This is a genomic window from Streptomyces sp. 1331.2, from assembly GCF_900199205.1.
Taxonomy (GTDB): Bacteria; Actinomycetota; Actinomycetes; order Streptomycetales; family Streptomycetaceae; genus Kitasatospora.
The window spans coordinates 431,923-447,375 of the sequence record NZ_OBMJ01000002.1 but is presented as its reverse complement, the minus strand read 5'-3'; the positions used below and the strand labels follow the sequence as shown (position 1 = coordinate 447,375).

The window sequence follows — 15,453 nt, the reverse complement described above, 5'->3', positions numbered from 1 at the left end:
CGGCGATGCACGCTCAAGACAGGTGCCCATGAAGTCTCCCGAAGAAAAATCCTGACCACCGACCAGGCGGCCACGTCCAGGGGGAGGTTCGATGCCGACCGGGAGCTTCGGGAAGACCCGGTCAACGGGCACTGATTTCCGCGTGTCGGGGTGCCGTCAACGAGCGTGTCATGAGCCCCAACTGCGGTGGTCTTTGGTCTGTTGTGCGCGTTGGTCTGGGTTTGTCCTGCCGTGCGGGCCATGGGCGCAGCCGGTGGGCGTGGACGAGCTGGTGGAGCACTGGACGGTGCTCGATGATGAGGCGGGAGTGCGAGAGCATCCTGTTCAACAATGCCGCGTCGATCCTGGTCGCCGTCGAGGTCTCGGCCTGCGCCCGCGCCGTCACCGCCGAGGGCAGCCGTATCCGCGCCGGCCGCTGACCGATCAACAGCCGGCCGTGCCGACAACCCATGCGGGCGTCGGCACGGCCGTACACCCACCGCCCCGAAGGAACACCTTGCGACCCACCACCCGCATAGCCGCCACCCTGGCCATGCTCGCCGCTCTCACCGCCTGTGCCGGCACCGCCACACCCACCACGACGGCCACGGACGACAGCCCCGCCCTGCGGTGGGCCCGCACCCAATTCCTTCTCGCCGACCACGCCACCGGCAACACCCTGTGCCATGCTCGCGACATTGACGGCATCGAATCCGCCATCGCTACGCGATGATCGACGCCCCCAACGACAACATCCCTGACCAGGACCGACGCGACGCGATGCGCCAGGTCATCACCGTCATGTGCCAGTCCCCCACCGCCTCGAAGACGCACCGGTGACCGACAACACCCCGCGCCCTGATCGCGACACACGTCCCGACATGCCGCCATAGCAGCCATAGCAGTGGGTCTGTCAGAGGTCTGGCCAAGGTGAGGCTGGTAGCCGCCTCACCTTGGCCGGACCCCCATCACGGCCGCTGACAGGCCGTGAGCTCGTTTGGAGCCGGTGACACGGTCGTTACTGACGTCGGCTCGTCAGGGTGAGGTGAGGTGTCGAGATTCAGGCCTGTGCCGGCCATGAAGCCGTCGAGGGCGTCGGGTCGGAACTGCAGGCGCTTGAGCCGGTGACGGACGAGGGCTTCGAGTCGGTCGAGGGCCCAGGTGATCAGACCTCTCGCGTCGGCCCCGGCCTGCAGCTGGGTGAGGCTCCGGCTCCAGGTGCCGTCGCGCTGCCGGCGCCGGAGGAGGCCGTAGACGCTCTCCCACTCGCCGTGGTGTGCGGGATCGTTCCGCCAGGGCGCGCCGGTGCGCGTTCGCCGGCGTATGCCGTTGATCAGCCGGCGCTTCGACCGGACTGGAGGCCGCCGCGGCTTCTTGCCCACCGGCAACAACGGCTCCGGCCTGGCCCATTGCTCGCTCGTCAGATCTTCACACGCCACGAGTGGATCATGAAAGGCCTTGATCCACTGATAAGACAGCCCAACCCGCAGACGCACCCGCGAGCCTGGGCTCCTGGACGATGGGACGGTCCTGTGGCCGCTGAGGGAGCCGTCGCGCGCGGCTGTGGAATCCGGCAGACGTCGGCTCGGGTCCTCACCTGCCTGCCGGCGGCCGCGGCTGCGGGTGCCACTCGGTGAGCAGGATCGTGGCGTCGTCGCGCAGTTGCTGGTCCTGGTGGCGCAGGATCTGCTGGATGAGGCGGCGTAGGGCTTCCGGCGCGGGCAGGCCGTCGGTCATGGCGCGGACGACGGTGTCGGCCAGGCGGTGCTCGCCGAAGAGTTCGCCGCCGGGCGAGCGGGCCTCGGTGACGCGTCGGTGAACATCAGCACCCGGTCGCCGGGCTGCAGGCGGGCGGTGTGGACCTGCGGCGGGGGAGCGGCGCTGTCGAGTCCCAGCGGCAGGTGCGGGGGTCGGTCGAGTGCGCCGGTCACGATGCGGCCCTCGCGCAGCAGTAGCGGTGCCGGGTGGCCGCAGTTGATCCAGTCCAGCCGGCCGGTGGCGGTGTCCAGGTCGGCGATCAGGCAGGTCAGCAGCCGGTCGGGGATCCACCGGGCCAGGGTGCGGTCGATTTGCTCGGCGATGTCGACGAGGCTGCCGCCGGCACGGCGGGTGGAGCGGCAGGCGGCGAGAGCCACGGCGCTGCAGCCGCCGGAGGCGAGGTCGTGGCCCATGGCGTCCAGCAGGGTCAGGTGCAGGAGTGTGCCGGCCAGGCTGTGGTCGAAGGCGTCACCGCCGATCTCGTACGCGGGTTCCAGGACGGCGGAGGACGTCACCGCGGTGGTGCCGATCGTCCGCGGCGGCACGAACGCCAGAGCAGCTCCGCCTGCAGCGTCATCGGCCGGGTGCGTACCGTCTGGATCAGGACGTCGCTGCAGTACTGCTTGGTCGCGAGGATCATGGCCGTCAGGGATGCCAGGGCCTTGCACCGCACCAGCATCGCCGCATCCAGGACCGGGGCGGCCACCTTCAGGACGCCGATGCGTTCAATGCCGTCCACCAGCGGCAGCCAGCCCCGCCCGGTGTCCCTGTCCGCAGCGGTCTGTACGGACTCGGTGCGGTAGGCGCGGCCGGCCAGCGAGGTGTCGACCGCGATGGTCTCCAGCTGGACCGGCCTCCCTGGACGAGGAGTTCGGCCTGGGCCGGGCCGGGCAGGGCGACCAGTTCGTGTTGCTGCACGTCCGCCACGTAGACACTCGCCTGGGACAGCCCCAGCCGCACAGCGGTTTCCTGGACCAGCCCCGCGATCTCCGACGGAGCGATGCGGTGGGCCGCGGCCAGCACGTCCGCGAGAACCTCGCCAGAACGGAGTCCTCGACAGCCACCCGTCCGCCCTCGCCGTAGATCGCGCCAGCCGCCGCGGCACTCGTCCTCATCATCGCGCCGCGTTGCCCGGCAGTCGGTACCGACGCACGGCCCGGCCGGGTGAACGGCGGCCGCGCTGCGCGTCGGCCGGGTGTGACACGGCGCGGCCACGACGGCGAGAACAGCACAGCACAAACCGTCCCGCTGGACAACGACGACGACGGCCGGCGCCAGTACGACGACGAGCCTTCCTCGCCCACCCGCGCTCCCCGCCGGTGCGCGTGCGCCGGGCGCCGTCGAGCCGATGGCCGCCCTGTCCAAGGCCGGCCACACCCAGTCACCGCTGTCGCTGTGCCCCCACGACACGCTCGTGCGCGAGGCCCGAGAGGCCGGCATCGGGCACTTCTCCACCCGGATCGAGGGCCGCACCGGGTCCGGCGGCACCAAGGCCGCCCCGCTCGCCGCCCACCTCCACGCCACGGCCTCACCGGCCAGGGCCACCGGGTACTGCCGGTCGGCGACGCCGTCGACGACACGGATGCCGCCCACGCCAACGACGCTCACGCGGTGCTGCACACCGGCGGGCTGCACCATCCCGGAGAACACCGACAACCGGGCGGCGAAGCTGTCCGATGGCACGGTGGCGACCTTCCGGGAGCACGGCGGTGCGCGCGGGCCGTGGACCGCACGCGGCGGCTCCCCGGGCGCGGCGAGCCAACCGACAAGGCCAACCGACAAGGCCAACCGACAAGGCCAACCGACAAGGCCGACCGAAAAGGCCGACCGGCCGGAGGGAGCGGCACGGTCCCGTCGTGGTCCGGCCCCGAGCGGGACCACGACGGGACCGGCCTGGCCTGTCAGTACGAGGCACTGGTGGCGCAGCGGCCGGTGTTCCCGTTGCACACGACGACGTACGACGTGATTCCGGCGTCCAGGAGTTCTGCGGTCCACTGCGTGGCACCCCGGGTCGACGCGCCCGAGTGCCCGCCGTTCGATTGCCGGAGCTCCACGCTGCAGTAGTCGCCCATGGTGGAGGTCACGTAGCCCTGCACGTGGTCGTGCCCGCTGTAGAACGAGACCACCATGCCCCCGGCACAGCCGGAAACGTCGGCCGTGTAGGCGGTGCTGGCCGACGCCATCCCGACGCTGAGGCCCAGACCGGCGGCGGTGGCGGCGACGAGAGCGCCGAGGCGGACGGCGGTGCGCTTCCTGATCCGGGGCCGTGGGGCAGTGTGGCGGCCGGGTGGGTCCTTCGGCGACAGCGACGCCGCGGCGCACACCGGCCGCCGGGCCCCCACCCGCCGGGCCCCAACGCGCGCGCCCCGGGAAGCACCCGGCGGCGGAGGCCGGGCGTGACCGCCGTCCGGACAACGGCGTTCGCGCTGGTGCCGGCGGTGGTGCGCAGCCGCGCGAAGGCGGGGCGCCCGGCGGCGGCCGGTGGTCACCCGGGTGACTGCCGACGGCGGAACGGGCGCCGAGGGCGGGCGTTCCCCCGCCGGAGCGGATTCCTGCCCCGGAGCTCCGGGGCAGGAATCCGCTCCGGCTCAGTCCGGCGGTTCCGGTGTGCGGGGCTCGCCCGGTTCCGGCGCCGCCGGCTCGGGACGGGGCAGGGCGGGAGCGGGGTGCTCCGGTTCCGGCGGCGGCACGGGCACGCCTGGCGGAGCCGGGGGATCCGGCACCAGCGGGGGGCCGGACGGGCCGGCTGGGGCCGGCGGACGGGGTGTGGCCCCGAAGGGCGGGGCAGGGTCAGTCACCGTGTGCTCCGTATCGTCGTCGGGCCGGGCTCTCGGACGGGCCGACCGCTGTGTGCGTCCGGGTGCCCCCGATCTGCGGATTCATGCCTTCCGCCCGGCCCCGCCGCCGCCGCCGCCGCCGCCGGAACCACCGATACCCCGGAGGCGCTCGCCGCTCACGTGGTCGAAACCCCCCTCGACGACCCCGGCCCCACGGAAACACCGGCAGGGCCGAAACACCGGGGGCCGCCCGGGATGCCCCGCCTCCCCCGGCTCAGCCCCGTCGCTGACCTGCTAGTATTCCTCTCGTCGCGGGAGAGGGTGATCTCCCGTCAGGCGTCAGCGGTGCTACCAGAGCACGCCCTACTTTCAGTAGGGAGAGTCCGTGCGACCCGGGCCTGGCGCTCCACCATCGGATGAGGTCCGGTGCCCGAATCGGGCACCGGACCTCATCCGTGTTCGCTTGCCGGTACCGGCACGTGGTACGTCAACTCGTCGGGCAGTCCGACTCGAGGCCAGTTACGCCGGCACTGCAGAGCAACGCGAACCAGCCCCGCAGATCAGCAAGAGCCCCGAAGGGGGGATGAGCCAGCCCCGGACCTGACATCACGTCACCCGCACCGGCATCAGCGGCGCCGGTGCTGCCCATCCCGCGGGGCGCATCACGTCGGCAGGCCGGTCGCCTCACGCGACCGGCCTGCTCTTCTGTCTGTTCGAATCCTTGGAGGGAGCCTTTCGAGGGGACTGCCAGCGTGCGGCGTGCTCAGCGGCCCGGGGCCAGGCGGTCGACGTCAACCTCGGCCCAGACGGTCTTGCCCTGGCCGTGCCGCTCGGCGCCCCAGCGGTCGGCAACGCGCTCGACGATGAACAGCCCATGACCACCGGGAAGCCCCGGGTGGTGCGGGCGGCGGGGAACGGGCAGGGCGGTGGTAGCGTCGCTGACCTCGATCCGCAGCCGCGCCCCAAAGGCCTGGAGGACGAGCTCCAGCGGGCCGTCGGCGTGCATCATCGCGTTGGCGATGAGTTCGGCCACGAGCAGCAACACGTCGTCCACGACGTCCGGGTCGACGCCGGACGCGGGTGCGGCCCACGACCAGTCGGCGAGCGTCTGGCCGGTGAACTCACGGGCACGGGCGACGGGTCGGGGCAGACCGGCCAAGTACAGCCGCCGCCGCTGGCCACCGGGCGGCAGCAACGTGCCAGCGTCGGACCGGTCGCCGTCGAGGGTGCCCCGGCTGGTCGTCATCTGCGGGTACCCCTTCCCTCTCTGCGGTGACGGATCACCCGGACGGCTTCCCACCGGTCCTCGGATTATGTCTCTCCCGCCCGGATCGGTCGCCCCTCCCAGCCGGATCGGTCGCCCTCCCGGCACCCGCAGCCATACCAGGCACCGGACACCGAGAGGACGTCATCCCACAAGAGCAGCACGAACCGACGCGTGGACGGAGAAAACCACCTGCGCGCCAGTCAGTTCCAACACACGCCTCACCGCCGAGGCAGGGGCAGCCAGCCGGAACTCGACGCCCACCGCCTGCGCCGACAAGCGGGTTCCCAGCAGCAGGTTCAGGGCGCAGGAGTCGCAGAACCCGACACGTTCAAGGTCGACCACAAGCACCGGCGGACGGACACCGACGAGCGAGGTCAGCGCCTCCTCGGCCAGTGCCAGGATGTCGATCTCCAAGTCTCCCACCCCCGTGCAAACGACTGCCTCGGCGTCCGCCCGCCAGATATCCACAAGGACCCCGCCCACGGCAGACCCGACCGCGGGCGGGCGGGCGGCCCTCGGAACGATGATCTACGACCCGTTCTCGGCCGCCATCGTCGTGATGGTCCCCTCCGAAGTGCTCTGCGAATGCTCTTCGACCATACGCAGCACACGACGGCCGGCCAAGACGCTGCGGCGCCCGGGCCCAACCCCTCCCCCCGAGCCCCGCCCCCTCAAGCGCAGGTCAGACCCTCGCCCAGCTCGGTTGCGGTCGGCGCCCGGTCCAGCTGCTGGGACAGCTGTTCCTGCGCCTTGGCCAGGCCGATGCGCAGTTCCTGGAGCCGGCGGGGGACGTGGACGGCCCAGGTGGTGTCGCGGAAGTGGCGGCGGACCTCGCCGAGGATGGTCGGCAGCGCGAAGGTGGTGAATCCGACGCCGTGGTCGGGGTCGAAACGGTCGATGGCCTTGATCAGGCCGATCGCACCGACCTGCATCAGGTCTACGCGGAGGTGGCGCTGCGAGCCGAAGCGGCGGATCGCAGCGCCACCAGCGAGAGATTCAGCTCGATCAGGGTGGACCGCACGCAGGAGTACTCCCGGGAGCCCTCCTCCAGGCCGGCGAGTCAGCGCAGCAGGACCCGGGTCAGCTCCCGGCCGTCGGCGGGCGCGACCTCGCGCCGATCCCCGATGGCGAGGCCCTCGGGCGGGAGCGCCCCGGCGGCGCCCCCGCCCGGAGCCTCGTCGCCTGCCCTGCTCGGGGGCAGGGGCCCGCGGGAATGAGGAGTTCATCACTGGGCGCAGCCATGTCGATCCTTTCCTCTCTTCGGGCCGGTCCCCGTCCCGTTACCCGATGTCGGTGGATCGATGCCTCTGCCGCCTGTGAGGGTCCGGCGACGAAGGGCCGGGTTCGGCGTGCGGGCCAGGCAGCTGGCTGACGGACACCCGGGGCAGCGCGTGCGGGTGGTTCTCACGGATGTAGGCCACCAGATGCTCACGGAGCTGGCAGCGCAGTTCGAAGGCGTCATCGGCATTGGCCGACGTCGCCAGGGCACGGACCACGATCGTACTAGGCGTGGTATCGACGACCTGCAAGGCACTGCCCTCACCGTCCCAGAGCGGATTCATCGCGAGGAAAGCGTCGAACTCCTTCCGCAGCACAGCGACCGGGGTCGAGCTGCCAGCAGACGGCGAATCTCGGCCGGTGTGAGGTCCACGTCCTGGAGAGCATCTACGCCAACGAGCTCGGCGCCAACGGGCACTGGGTCCGCCCGGCGCGCGCGGCCCAGGCGGTCCTCGCCGAGCGGACCTGCCCATGGGACGCGGCCGAAACCGGCCGGTTCCGCCGGCAGCTGGCCGCCTGCGAGCGGCGCGCGGGCACCCCCCGGATCCCGGCCAGGATCTCCCCGTTCACCTGGCCCCGCACCGTGGAGGCCATCGCGTCCAGCGTCGAGAACCGGGGGATCTCCAGCCCGGTCCACCGGTTTCTCCAGCGCGATGTTGATCAGGTCCGCTGGGTTGTTCTTCGACGCCGTCTCGATCCGCATCCGTCGTAGCGCATCCCGCACCGCTCACGTACCCACGACCGGTGCCGTCGCCGAACTCGCCCAGGCCCGGGTCGACGCCGGCTTCACCGCCGTCAAGGTGAACGGCTCCGCGCAGCTGCGCCCAGTTCTGGGGACCGCTTCGAGACATGGCTGCGGATCGGCCAGTTCTCGCGCTGGTCCCGGCCTTCCGGATCGGGTGGTGGTGCCCGATCCGGAAGGCCGGCAGTTCCCACTGTGGAGTAGCCGGTCAGGAGTGGGTGAGCACGTCGTGGAAGCGGGACAGCGGATCGGTGTGCATGGCCCTGCCTCGTCAGGCGTTGAGTGTGGTGATGTTCCACCAGCGTTCGTCACCGAGGTCGAGTGTGATCGGCGTGGGGGCTGCCTTGCCGCGGTGGAGCATGGCCGGGTAGCTGCCGTCGGACAGCGGCCTGGTGGTCCACGGCTGGCCGTCGTGCCCGTTGTCGGGCACCGAGGGGATGGTGATCTCGACGGCGTTCGCCAGATCGTCGGCCTTGACGCCGTCGGGCACCTGCCGGAGGGTGAAGATCTGCTCGAAGTGGGGGCGCCGGACCAGGCGGTGGGCGATGTGAGCCTCCTTGCCCTGGCCGTAGAGCAGGTAGGTGAGGTGCGCGGGGAAGGGCTCCTCGCTGAACCGGCGGAAGTTCAGCACCCGCTTGACCCGCGCGGTGAAGCCGCCCGAGATGGGCTCCCAGATCCGGTCCTCGCCGTTGCCGGTCTGGGTGACCCGGTCGAGGCGGGCCGGGTACTCGGTGACCGAGCCGTCGCCGATCGGAGGCAGCACCATGTCCTCGGTGTTGCGCACCGCGTGCCAGCTGGCCGGGCGGTCCGCCTGGTCCTTGAGGTAGATGTCGACGATGTCGGTGGGCAGGTCGTACTCGACCACGACCTGGTAGCGGTGCTCGGCCATGCCGAACATGGCCAGGTGGTAGCCGAAGACCGTGTCCCGGCCGGACAAGATGAAGGAGTGGACCGAAGGGTCCTCGTGCTCGTGGTCGTGACGGGTGGTCATGCGAACTCCTTTTGGACGCTGTGCTGTGGTGCGGAGGGATGCGGTAGGGACGTGTGCCGGCGCTGCCAGAAGATCCGGTCGCTCCAACGGCTTTCCAGGCTGTACACCGTGTGGTGGTTGCGCCGGTAGGCGGTGAGGATCGCGGCGACCTGGGCGCGGTAGGACTCCAGCGCCTGGCCGTCGCCGTCGAGGTGGGCGGCCAGGGCCGAGGCTCCGGCCATACCGGTGTGCAGGGCGGTGAGGATGCCCTGGGAGGAGATCGGGTCGAAGGCGGTGGCGGCGTCACCGACGGCGATCCAGCCGTCGCCGGTGGGAGTGTCGAGGTGCGAGGAGTGGGCGGGGGCCCGCCGCGGAGTCGCGTCGGTGGGCAGCGGGTGGGCGCCGGCCCGGGCCGCGACGTGCCGGGTCTGACGCAGCAGCCGGGCGAAGTCCGAGCGGGTGCGCGGTGCGGGCGGGGCGAGGTCGGCGTCGGTGAAGTAGGCCACCAGGCGGCGGCCGGTGGGCAGCAGCGCGGTGTACCACCAGCCGTCCTGGGCGGATTCGACCAGCGAGCAGGTCTCGCCCGCTCGGCCCGTGGGGTCGGGTGCCAGGTCCATACAGGTGGCGACCAGGCCGTCCGTGCGCTGAGCGGCGGCCCGGCCGACGGAGGCTACCGCCCGCCGGCGGCCGCTGGCGTCCACCAGCCAGTTGCACCGGACCATCCGCTGCTCGGCTGGTCCGCGCAGTGCGACTGACCAACACCCGTCTGTGGCGCGGGACTTCGGACGTGCTGTGGTGTGCTCCGCCACTTCGGCGCCGGCCGAGCGGGCCGCTTCGCGCAGGCACCGGTCGAATCGAGCCCGGTCCAGGTGCCAGCCGGGCCCGTTCGGGTCGTTGATGAAGTCCGTGTGACGCAGGGCGGTCGATCCCCAGGCGGAGAGGTTGGCGTAGCAGGTCAGGTGGCCGGCCACGACGGGCCGTTGACCGGCGCCCAGGTCGGCGAGCAGGACCTTGGCCACCGAGGGCAGGGCCTCGCCGAGCTTGGGCGGGCCGTTCCCGGCGTCCGTGAGCAGGACGGTCCGGCCCGCGCGCGCCAGGGTCAGGGCGGCGGCGGCGCCCGCCGGTCCGCCGCCGGCGACCACCACGTCGTAGTGGCGGCCGGCGGCGGTGCGCCGACCGGTCATCAGGCGTTGTCGCGGAAGGGCGCGACCTTGTCGATGAAGCCGGCCGTCACCTCTTCGGCGGTGTAACCGCTGACCGAGATCGCCTGGTTGACCGCCACCGACGCGAGGGCCGGGTCTGCGGCCTGGGGCACGTGCAGCGTCACCAGGTTCTGGGTGAGCGGAACGCCTTCGAGGTCGATGGAGGGCCTGGACTCCACCTGGATCCGGTCGGGGAAGTCCTTGGCGCCCTCGCGCACTTCGACGATGCCGAGCCGGTACCAGTCGTCGATCATCTGGTTGAGCTGGTCGGTGTTCTGCCCGCGCAGTCCGCGCAGCCACACGGCCCGCCGCTCGAACGCCTCGGTGCGTTCGGCCAGCGGCCGGGTCTCGTCCACGACCACCTGGTAGTCGTCCTCGGTGAGGACGTGGTTGGGGACCCGGGCCGGCCAGAACGTCGGCAGGTACGGGTCGTGGCGCGGACCCAGGGACAGCTCGTAGCCGGAACGGCAGCTGGCGGTGTCGCTCTGCCACGGGACGGCCATCCACCGGGAGAGGTCACCCGGCGCCTGGGCGTACAGCGGTCCGTTCACCGACAGCGCGGTCTCGGGGGTGAGGACCGTGCCGTACGAGGGCTCGGGCCGGTCGGCCGGGCGGTGGCGGATCCGGAACGGCGCCATGTACATCGAGGGGTGCCGGATCGGCCAGGTGACTTCGCAGCCGGGGTGGAAGGCGTCGGCGAGGCAGAAGTCCAGTGCGGCTCGGTCGAGCGCGGCCGGCTGCTCGGCGAGGCGCACCTCGGCAAGTGTCCGGGGCGGCGGGGTGGCCCCGAGGGTGCCCCAGTCGTCCTCGAAGTCGCCGTCGGCCCAGTACTGGAACATCCGGTACTGGGTCGGGGAGAACGCCATGTGGTGCAGCGGCGAGCGCGGCGGGATAGCCATCGCATCCCCGTACAGCCAGGGCCAGGGGACGGGCGAGGCGCCGTCGCGCCCGAAGTCGCGCAGCGCGTTGAACACCTGCCGGCGCAGCGCGCGGCGGGTGGGGGCGTTGCTGCTGAGCCGTGCCAGCATCTGCGGGGTGGTGACCTGGCCGAGGCCGTCGTGTCCGTAGTACCCGGCGAAGCCGTGGTTGACCCACTGATGATCGGTGAAGCGCTGGAGCACCGGTGCGATGTGGCGGGCGAAGGAGACCCTGTCCGGGAACGGCAGCGATCCGTCGCAGACGAACACGTCGTACAGCAGGTCGTAGAGGGTGCGGATGCCCTTCAGCGCGGGGGCGTAGTTGGGCGGGGCGACCAGGACCCAGGCGGGGTCGACCGGCAGAGCGCGGCCGGCGACGGTGACGGTCGCCGTGACCGGGCCGTCGCCGATGTCGTCGTGCCAGCCGTCGTTGTTGGCGTAGGTGGTGATCGGCTTGCCGTTGTAGGAGGCCGACTGGCCGAAGCCGCCGAGCACCAGCAGGTGCCCGTCCTCGTCGGTGCGCAGTTCCCCGAGATAGACCTCCTTCCCCATGAACTTGCCGTCGCGGAAGTGGAAGTCGGGGCCTGAGAGATTTCTCCCGCTGATGCTGATCGGGCCCGGGTCGATGATCAGGTCTTTTCGGAGATCGCCGGTGATCTCCTTGTTACGCAGCTCGGACGCCTTGGCGCCCGCCGCGTCGGGAATGTCGAGAGCGAGCTGGAACTGGTACCAGGCAGCCTTCTTGTTCGCCAGGTGCGCGCTCCAGCGGATATCGGCGTTGTCCGCCGTCAGCTCGGCCACCACCTCGCCCAGGGCGTTGTACCCGTAGACCCGAAAGCGCGCCGCCTCGCGTTTGATCGCGCCGGCGGAGTCCTTGTAGAAGCCCGGGTCCTGCGGCGCGGGGTCGGGCACCTCGGGTGCGGTGTAATACTCCTCCAGTGAGTTTCCGACTCTGGCGATTCCGATGGCGGGGTGGATCGCAGCACGGACGATCTCGTCGGTCATCTGGCTCGGTGCCTCCAATTCCGGGGATCCGGCTACGAGCCGAAGGTTCGTTCGCAAACACTATGGGAGGAGGCTCTGATCCGATTGGAGGGACACGCATGACCACTCGGGAGAGTGAGGCGGGAATCCTGTGCCGTTCGGAAACCGGTCGCTGCTGGTCAGGCCGCGTATCCGTACTCGTTGATGACGCCGCCGAGCACTTGGGTGCGGAGGAGCCGGTGAGCGGTAAGACCGTGCTCACCGTGAGCCGTGTTGGGGCGGGTATCCGTCGGACCTGACGGATGAACAGTGGGCGCTGGTGGAGCCGTTGCTCTCGCCGCCGCGGGTGGGTCCGGAGGGCGGGCGGCGGGGAGAAGCATCCGCGGCGGCGGATCGTGGACGCGATCTTCTACGTGGTGCGGACCGGGTGCGCCTGGCGACAGCTTCCGAAGGACTTCGCCCCGTGGCCAACGGTGTACTGGTACTTCACGTGGTGGCACCGTGAAGCCGATGGCCGCGACGCAGAGCCGAGTGCGGACCTGATCGACTCGCAGTCGGTCCGCACCGCCGACACCGTCCCGCTGCCTGGAGGGGCTTCGACGCGGGCAAGAAGGTCAAGGGCCGCAAGAGGTTCATCGTCACCGACACCCTCGGCCTGCTCCCGGCCGTCCACGTCGTTGCGGCGAGCATCCAGGGCCGCGGCGGCGCGAGACGACCCTGGCGGCAAGCAGGCCAGGCGGAGGCGCAGCGAGGCGGGCAGCCCTTCGCTGACGCGGGCGGGCCCATGGCCTGTGACGGGCCCGCCCTGCGTTGCTGGTGGGTGGGGTGGGTTACTTCTCTACGGTGATGTCGGCGAAGGTGATGGCGAAGGCGTCGGGGTCGTCGTCCTCGTCGAGGTGGTAGGTGGCGCTGGCCCAGGCGTCGGCGAGGCGGACGCGGCGGGAGGTGGGGTCGGCGGGGTCGCCGGCGATGAGGACGACGTCCTGGTGGGTGGCGGTGTTCTCGACGTCCTCGACCCACTGAGTGGTGGCGGCGTGGCGGTCGTCGCCGCGGGTGAGGACCACGCTGCCCCACAGCGGCACGGGGGCCCGGTAGTCACCGGAGAGGTAGGTGTCGAGGTCGACGGGGGTGTTGATGAGTTCGAGCTGGGCGACGGAGTCCAGCGGTTCGGTCCGGTTGTCGCCGAGGTCGAGGTGGAAGACGGTCATGTCCGGCTCTCCTGGGTGCGTGGGCGGGTCAGTACAGCTCGGGGGAGGTGCGCACGGGGATGCGGGCCTTGAAGACCTTGCCGTCGCTCAGGAAGAAGACGATCTTGGCGTTGTCGCCGGGCTTGATCAGGCGGGTCGGCTTCTCCAGCATGAGGTGGTGCTCGCCCGGCGTGAAGGCGAAGCCGCCCTTGGCGGACAGGGTGACCTTGTCCAGTTTGACCATCTTCGAGGTCTCGCTCTCGGTGGTGGTCTGGTAGATCGTGATCTTCTGGTAATCGGGGGCTCGTGATCTTGGTGATGTCGAGGCGCTGGTCCGAGGAGTTGTCCAGCGTGATGTAGCCGGCCGCCGGCAGGGCGTTGGGCAGCCAGCGGACCCAGGCGGACTTGTCCCGGACCGTGACGTCAGTGCTCACAGGGATCTTCATGAAGTGCAGCTCCTCTTCGGAGGGCCGGTGGTCGGCCCTGCACTCGCCAGCACATCCAGTGACGGGCCCATCACACAAGGCGAGGCCAGGGAAGATCACCCGATCCGGTACACGCCCGCCGGATCTCCGGACAAACCTCGCTGAGACTGATCAACATCCGGTGAGATGGGTCACCGGGACGGATGGCGGTTTGTGCCAGCAAAGGTGGCCACCGCAGGTCAGCAGCATGAGGTAGCGGCAGCCGGAGCGGACGCAGGGTCAGGCGGAGGTCGGCAGGCCCGGGAGGACCTGGCCGCCGACGATCCGCGCGCGAGCGGCGATGGCACAACCAAAGGTCCAGACAGCCCGGCCTGCAGGGCCGAACCACCCCCACGCACGCCAACAGGTCACACCCCGGCGGGCTGATCCCATTTCCCCCGAACAGCCCCGCCGATAGGGTCACGCCATGGGCATGTTGAAAGCGGTCGACCGCGTCGTCGACGAGGCGGAACTCCAGCTCACCGACGGAACATGGCAGCTCACCGCCACCGACGCGGCCTTGGCCCGGGAGACGGCCGCAGCTCTCGCGGGCGCCGTCGGCCCCGCGGGCACCCACGAAGCGCTGCCGCGGATCGAGCGGCTCGCCGCGCTGCGCGAGGCCCTCGCCGCCCTCGCCCTGACCGTCGCCCGCACCCACGGCCACCTCGCCTGGTTCCTCGCCGACGCCAGCAGCCACCTCGCACCCGTCCTCCACTGGCGCGCCCTGGACGCCCCCGGCGGCCGCTCCTTCGGGGCCGTCCTGCCCACCGACGCCGAACTCGCCGACGCCGAAGCCGCCATCCGCCTCCTCACCCACGCGCTCACCCGCACCAGTCAACCTGCCTGACCACACCCGCCGGCCCCTCGCCGGACATAGTTCGGCACTGTTGCCCCCGCGTTGCAGTGCCGCGTTGTACTCGGCGATCAGGACCCACGGAGCAGCGACGGCGGCGTGCAAGAACGATCGTTGGTTCCCGCTCTGGGGGACCTCGGAGATGGAGGACCGGGGCGCGCGGCGTCAGCCGCCGGCGGAACGGTACGACTTCACGGCGGCGGCGAGGACCTCTTGGGTGTCCGTGGACGGCTCATGGCTGGAGGAGTGCTGCACCACGAGGATCACGTCGCCCTGGCGGGCGAAACCGGTGACCTTCTCGAAGGGTTTCGAGGCCCCGGGGAAGGTCGAGGTGAAGTGGATCAGGAGGCTGTCGTCGGCCGGCACCCCGGCCGGCGTGACGGACGCGGTCTCCCGGATCTTCGTGCCGTCCGTGAGTGTGGTGGTGAAGGAGGCGCAGCGCTTCGCGGCACCGCGGATGGCGTCCATGACCTCGGCCGCTCGGCCTGGCGCGTAGCGGTCGAGCAGCTCCCGGCCGAACCAGCCGTCGCCCTCGCCGCCGGTCGGCGTCCGTTCCAGGTCCGCCGCCACGTTCTCCAAGGGTGGGGCGTGCCTCGTCATGAAGGAGTCGACCTCGAGTTCGTCACACCGAAGCGAGGCGATGGGGACGGGCGTGGTCGAAGCGGCGGTCGACGTCGGGTCGGCCTCCACCTTGGTCAGCCGGAACCCCTTGGGCAGCCGCTCCTGGGTCAGCAGGCCCTCGCGCAGGTTCCTGGGCGCTGCCACCGGGCCGGAGGTCGCGGCTGCCTCCGGCCCGGCCTTCCGGTCGGCCGCGCAGGCCGACACCCCGAGAACCGCCAGAACGATCCCCACCACCGCGCAGTGACGTGTGCGCACTGATCCCACCCCCCAGGATTCGTGATCGCCACGTACTCTCCCACATAGGCCCTTTCGCGCTCTCACGCCGCCTCCTCCAGCCGGTGCACGAGGGGCGGTCGATGGAGGCCACCGGCCCGACGTGGGGACGGGCAGTTCGGCGGCCGCGGTCGCCAGTGCCGAGCAGCCGTGGCCGGAGCGAGCCTCCTTCGGCAACGAT

Annotated in this window: 17 protein-coding genes and 3 pseudogenes; 4 read left to right on the top strand and 16 right to left on the bottom strand. The window is 71.2% G+C overall.

Annotated elements, in window-relative coordinates:
* The first annotated feature begins 293 nt into the window (after positions 1-293).
* Both CRP52_RS40175 and CRP52_RS35030 read left to right on the top strand, forming a co-directional pair.
* Positions 294-419 (top strand): hypothetical protein, encoded by a 126-nt coding sequence (locus tag CRP52_RS40175; RefSeq protein WP_257033208.1) that lies wholly within the window; start codon positions 294-296, stop codon positions 417-419.
* 77 nt (positions 420-496) lie between these two features.
* Entirely contained in the window at positions 497-712 is a 216-nt protein-coding gene (locus CRP52_RS35030) for a hypothetical protein (protein WP_097240865.1), read from the top strand.
* Positions 713-1,034: 322 nt separating this feature from the next.
* Here the strand turns inward: CRP52_RS35030 and CRP52_RS41070 are convergent.
* From CRP52_RS41070 to CRP52_RS34980, 13 genes and pseudogenes are all read right to left on the bottom strand, one after another.
* Positions 1,035-1,148: pseudogene (locus CRP52_RS41070) on the bottom strand (IS630 family transposase); the annotation flags it as partial.
* A gap of 51 nt (positions 1,149-1,199) precedes the next feature.
* Positions 1,200-1,418, bottom strand: a pseudogene (locus CRP52_RS41065) (transposase); the annotation flags it as partial.
* 154 nt (positions 1,419-1,572) lie between these two features.
* The gene (locus CRP52_RS40170) at positions 1,573-1,740 is read right to left on the bottom strand and encodes a serine/threonine-protein phosphatase (protein WP_257033212.1); all 168 of its coding nucleotides are present in this window, start codon (positions 1,738-1,740) and stop codon (positions 1,573-1,575) included.
* On the bottom strand, positions 1,713-2,282 hold the full coding sequence (locus CRP52_RS40165; RefSeq protein WP_257033207.1) for a PP2C family protein-serine/threonine phosphatase: 570 nt from the start codon (positions 2,280-2,282) through the stop codon (positions 1,713-1,715). The genes CRP52_RS40170 and CRP52_RS40165 overlap by 28 nt, the downstream gene beginning before the upstream one ends.
* Positions 2,249-2,476, bottom strand: a complete 228-nt coding sequence (locus CRP52_RS40160) for a hypothetical protein (protein WP_257033206.1) — start codon at positions 2,474-2,476, stop codon at positions 2,249-2,251. The genes CRP52_RS40165 and CRP52_RS40160 overlap by 34 nt, the downstream gene beginning before the upstream one ends.
* A 1,162-nt stretch (positions 2,477-3,638) precedes the next feature.
* Positions 3,639-3,920 carry a hypothetical protein gene (locus CRP52_RS35015; RefSeq protein ID WP_143685913.1) on the bottom strand — a complete coding sequence of 94 codons (282 nt, stop codon included), beginning with the start codon at positions 3,918-3,920 and terminating at the stop codon, positions 3,639-3,641.
* Positions 3,921-5,277: 1,357 nt separating this feature from the next.
* Positions 5,278-5,760 carry an ATP-binding protein gene (locus tag CRP52_RS35010; RefSeq protein WP_097240862.1) on the bottom strand — a complete coding sequence of 161 codons (483 nt, stop codon included), beginning with the start codon at positions 5,758-5,760 and terminating at the stop codon, positions 5,278-5,280.
* A 162-nt stretch (positions 5,761-5,922) separates the two neighbouring features.
* Positions 5,923-6,195 carry an STAS domain-containing protein gene (locus CRP52_RS35005; RefSeq protein ID WP_179853135.1) on the bottom strand — a complete coding sequence of 91 codons (273 nt, stop codon included), beginning with the start codon at positions 6,193-6,195 and terminating at the stop codon, positions 5,923-5,925.
* Positions 6,196-6,452: 257 nt separating this feature from the next.
* Positions 6,453-6,713, bottom strand: a complete 261-nt coding sequence (locus tag CRP52_RS35000; RefSeq protein WP_373560581.1) for a sigma factor — start codon at positions 6,711-6,713, stop codon at positions 6,453-6,455.
* Positions 6,714-7,061: 348 nt separating this feature from the next.
* Entirely contained in the window at positions 7,062-7,376 is a 315-nt protein-coding gene (locus tag CRP52_RS34995) for a hypothetical protein (RefSeq protein ID WP_179853134.1), read from the bottom strand.
* Between the two features lie 696 nt (positions 7,377-8,072).
* Positions 8,073-8,792 (bottom strand): hypothetical protein, encoded by a 720-nt coding sequence (locus CRP52_RS34990; protein ID WP_097240860.1) that lies wholly within the window; start codon positions 8,790-8,792, stop codon positions 8,073-8,075.
* The gene (locus tag CRP52_RS34985) at positions 8,789-9,955 is read right to left on the bottom strand and encodes an NAD(P)/FAD-dependent oxidoreductase (RefSeq protein WP_097240859.1); all 1,167 of its coding nucleotides are present in this window, start codon (positions 9,953-9,955) and stop codon (positions 8,789-8,791) included. The genes CRP52_RS34990 and CRP52_RS34985 overlap by 4 nt, the downstream gene beginning before the upstream one ends.
* Positions 9,955-11,895 carry a LodA/GoxA family CTQ-dependent oxidase gene (locus tag CRP52_RS34980; RefSeq protein WP_097240858.1) on the bottom strand — a complete coding sequence of 647 codons (1,941 nt, stop codon included), beginning with the start codon at positions 11,893-11,895 and terminating at the stop codon, positions 9,955-9,957. The genes CRP52_RS34985 and CRP52_RS34980 overlap by 1 nt, the downstream gene beginning before the upstream one ends.
* 274 nt (positions 11,896-12,169) lie before the next feature.
* Here CRP52_RS34980 and CRP52_RS40155 point away from each other — a divergent pair.
* A pseudogene (locus CRP52_RS40155) lies at positions 12,170-12,589 on the top strand (transposase); the annotation flags it as partial.
* Between the two features lie 115 nt (positions 12,590-12,704).
* Here CRP52_RS40155 and CRP52_RS40150 read toward each other — a convergent pair.
* Both CRP52_RS40150 and CRP52_RS34970 read right to left on the bottom strand, forming a co-directional pair.
* Positions 12,705-13,082 carry a hypothetical protein gene (locus CRP52_RS40150; RefSeq protein ID WP_101948343.1) on the bottom strand — a complete coding sequence of 126 codons (378 nt, stop codon included), beginning with the start codon at positions 13,080-13,082 and terminating at the stop codon, positions 12,705-12,707.
* Between the two features lie 28 nt (positions 13,083-13,110).
* A complete protein-coding gene (locus CRP52_RS34970; RefSeq protein WP_097240856.1) occupies positions 13,111-13,488 on the bottom strand; it encodes a copper chaperone PCu(A)C in 378 nt (125 codons plus the stop codon).
* Between the two features lie 464 nt (positions 13,489-13,952).
* On the opposite strand from CRP52_RS34970, the gene CRP52_RS34965 reads away from it, so the two are divergent.
* A complete protein-coding gene (locus tag CRP52_RS34965; protein WP_097240855.1) occupies positions 13,953-14,372 on the top strand; it encodes a hypothetical protein in 420 nt (139 codons plus the stop codon).
* A gap of 171 nt (positions 14,373-14,543) precedes the next feature.
* Here the strand turns inward: CRP52_RS34965 and CRP52_RS34960 are convergent, their stop codons facing one another.
* Positions 14,544-15,254 carry a hypothetical protein gene (locus CRP52_RS34960; RefSeq protein WP_143685912.1) on the bottom strand — a complete coding sequence of 237 codons (711 nt, stop codon included), beginning with the start codon at positions 15,252-15,254 and terminating at the stop codon, positions 14,544-14,546.
* Positions 15,255-15,453 lie beyond the last annotated feature (199 nt).

Bases quoted from the DNA above. Each gene is read 5' to 3' on its own strand.
- CRP52_RS40175 (WP_257033208.1), top strand. From the start codon at position 294: ATGATGAGGCGGGAGTGCGAGAGCATCCTGTTCAACAATGCCGCGTCG.
- CRP52_RS34985 (WP_097240859.1), bottom strand. From the start codon at position 9,955: ATGACCGGTCGGCGCACCGCCGCCGGCCGCCACTACGACGTGGTGGTC.
- CRP52_RS34965 (WP_097240855.1), top strand. From the start codon at position 13,953: ATGGGCATGTTGAAAGCGGTCGACCGCGTCGTCGACGAGGCGGAACTC.
- CRP52_RS35015 (WP_143685913.1), bottom strand. From the start codon at position 3,920: ATGGCGTCGGCCAGCACCGCCTACACGGCCGACGTTTCCGGCTGTGCC.
- CRP52_RS34980 (WP_097240858.1), bottom strand. From the start codon at position 11,895: ATGACCGACGAGATCGTCCGTGCTGCGATCCACCCCGCCATCGGAATC.
- CRP52_RS40150 (WP_101948343.1), bottom strand. From the start codon at position 13,082: ATGACCGTCTTCCACCTCGACCTCGGCGACAACCGGACCGAACCGCTG.
- CRP52_RS35000 (WP_373560581.1), bottom strand. From the start codon at position 6,713: ATGCAGGTCGGTGCGATCGGCCTGATCAAGGCCATCGACCGTTTCGAC.
- CRP52_RS35010 (WP_097240862.1), bottom strand. From the start codon at position 5,760: ATGACGACCAGCCGGGGCACCCTCGACGGCGACCGGTCCGACGCTGGC.
- CRP52_RS34990 (WP_097240860.1), bottom strand. From the start codon at position 8,792: ATGACCACCCGTCACGACCACGAGCACGAGGACCCTTCGGTCCACTCC.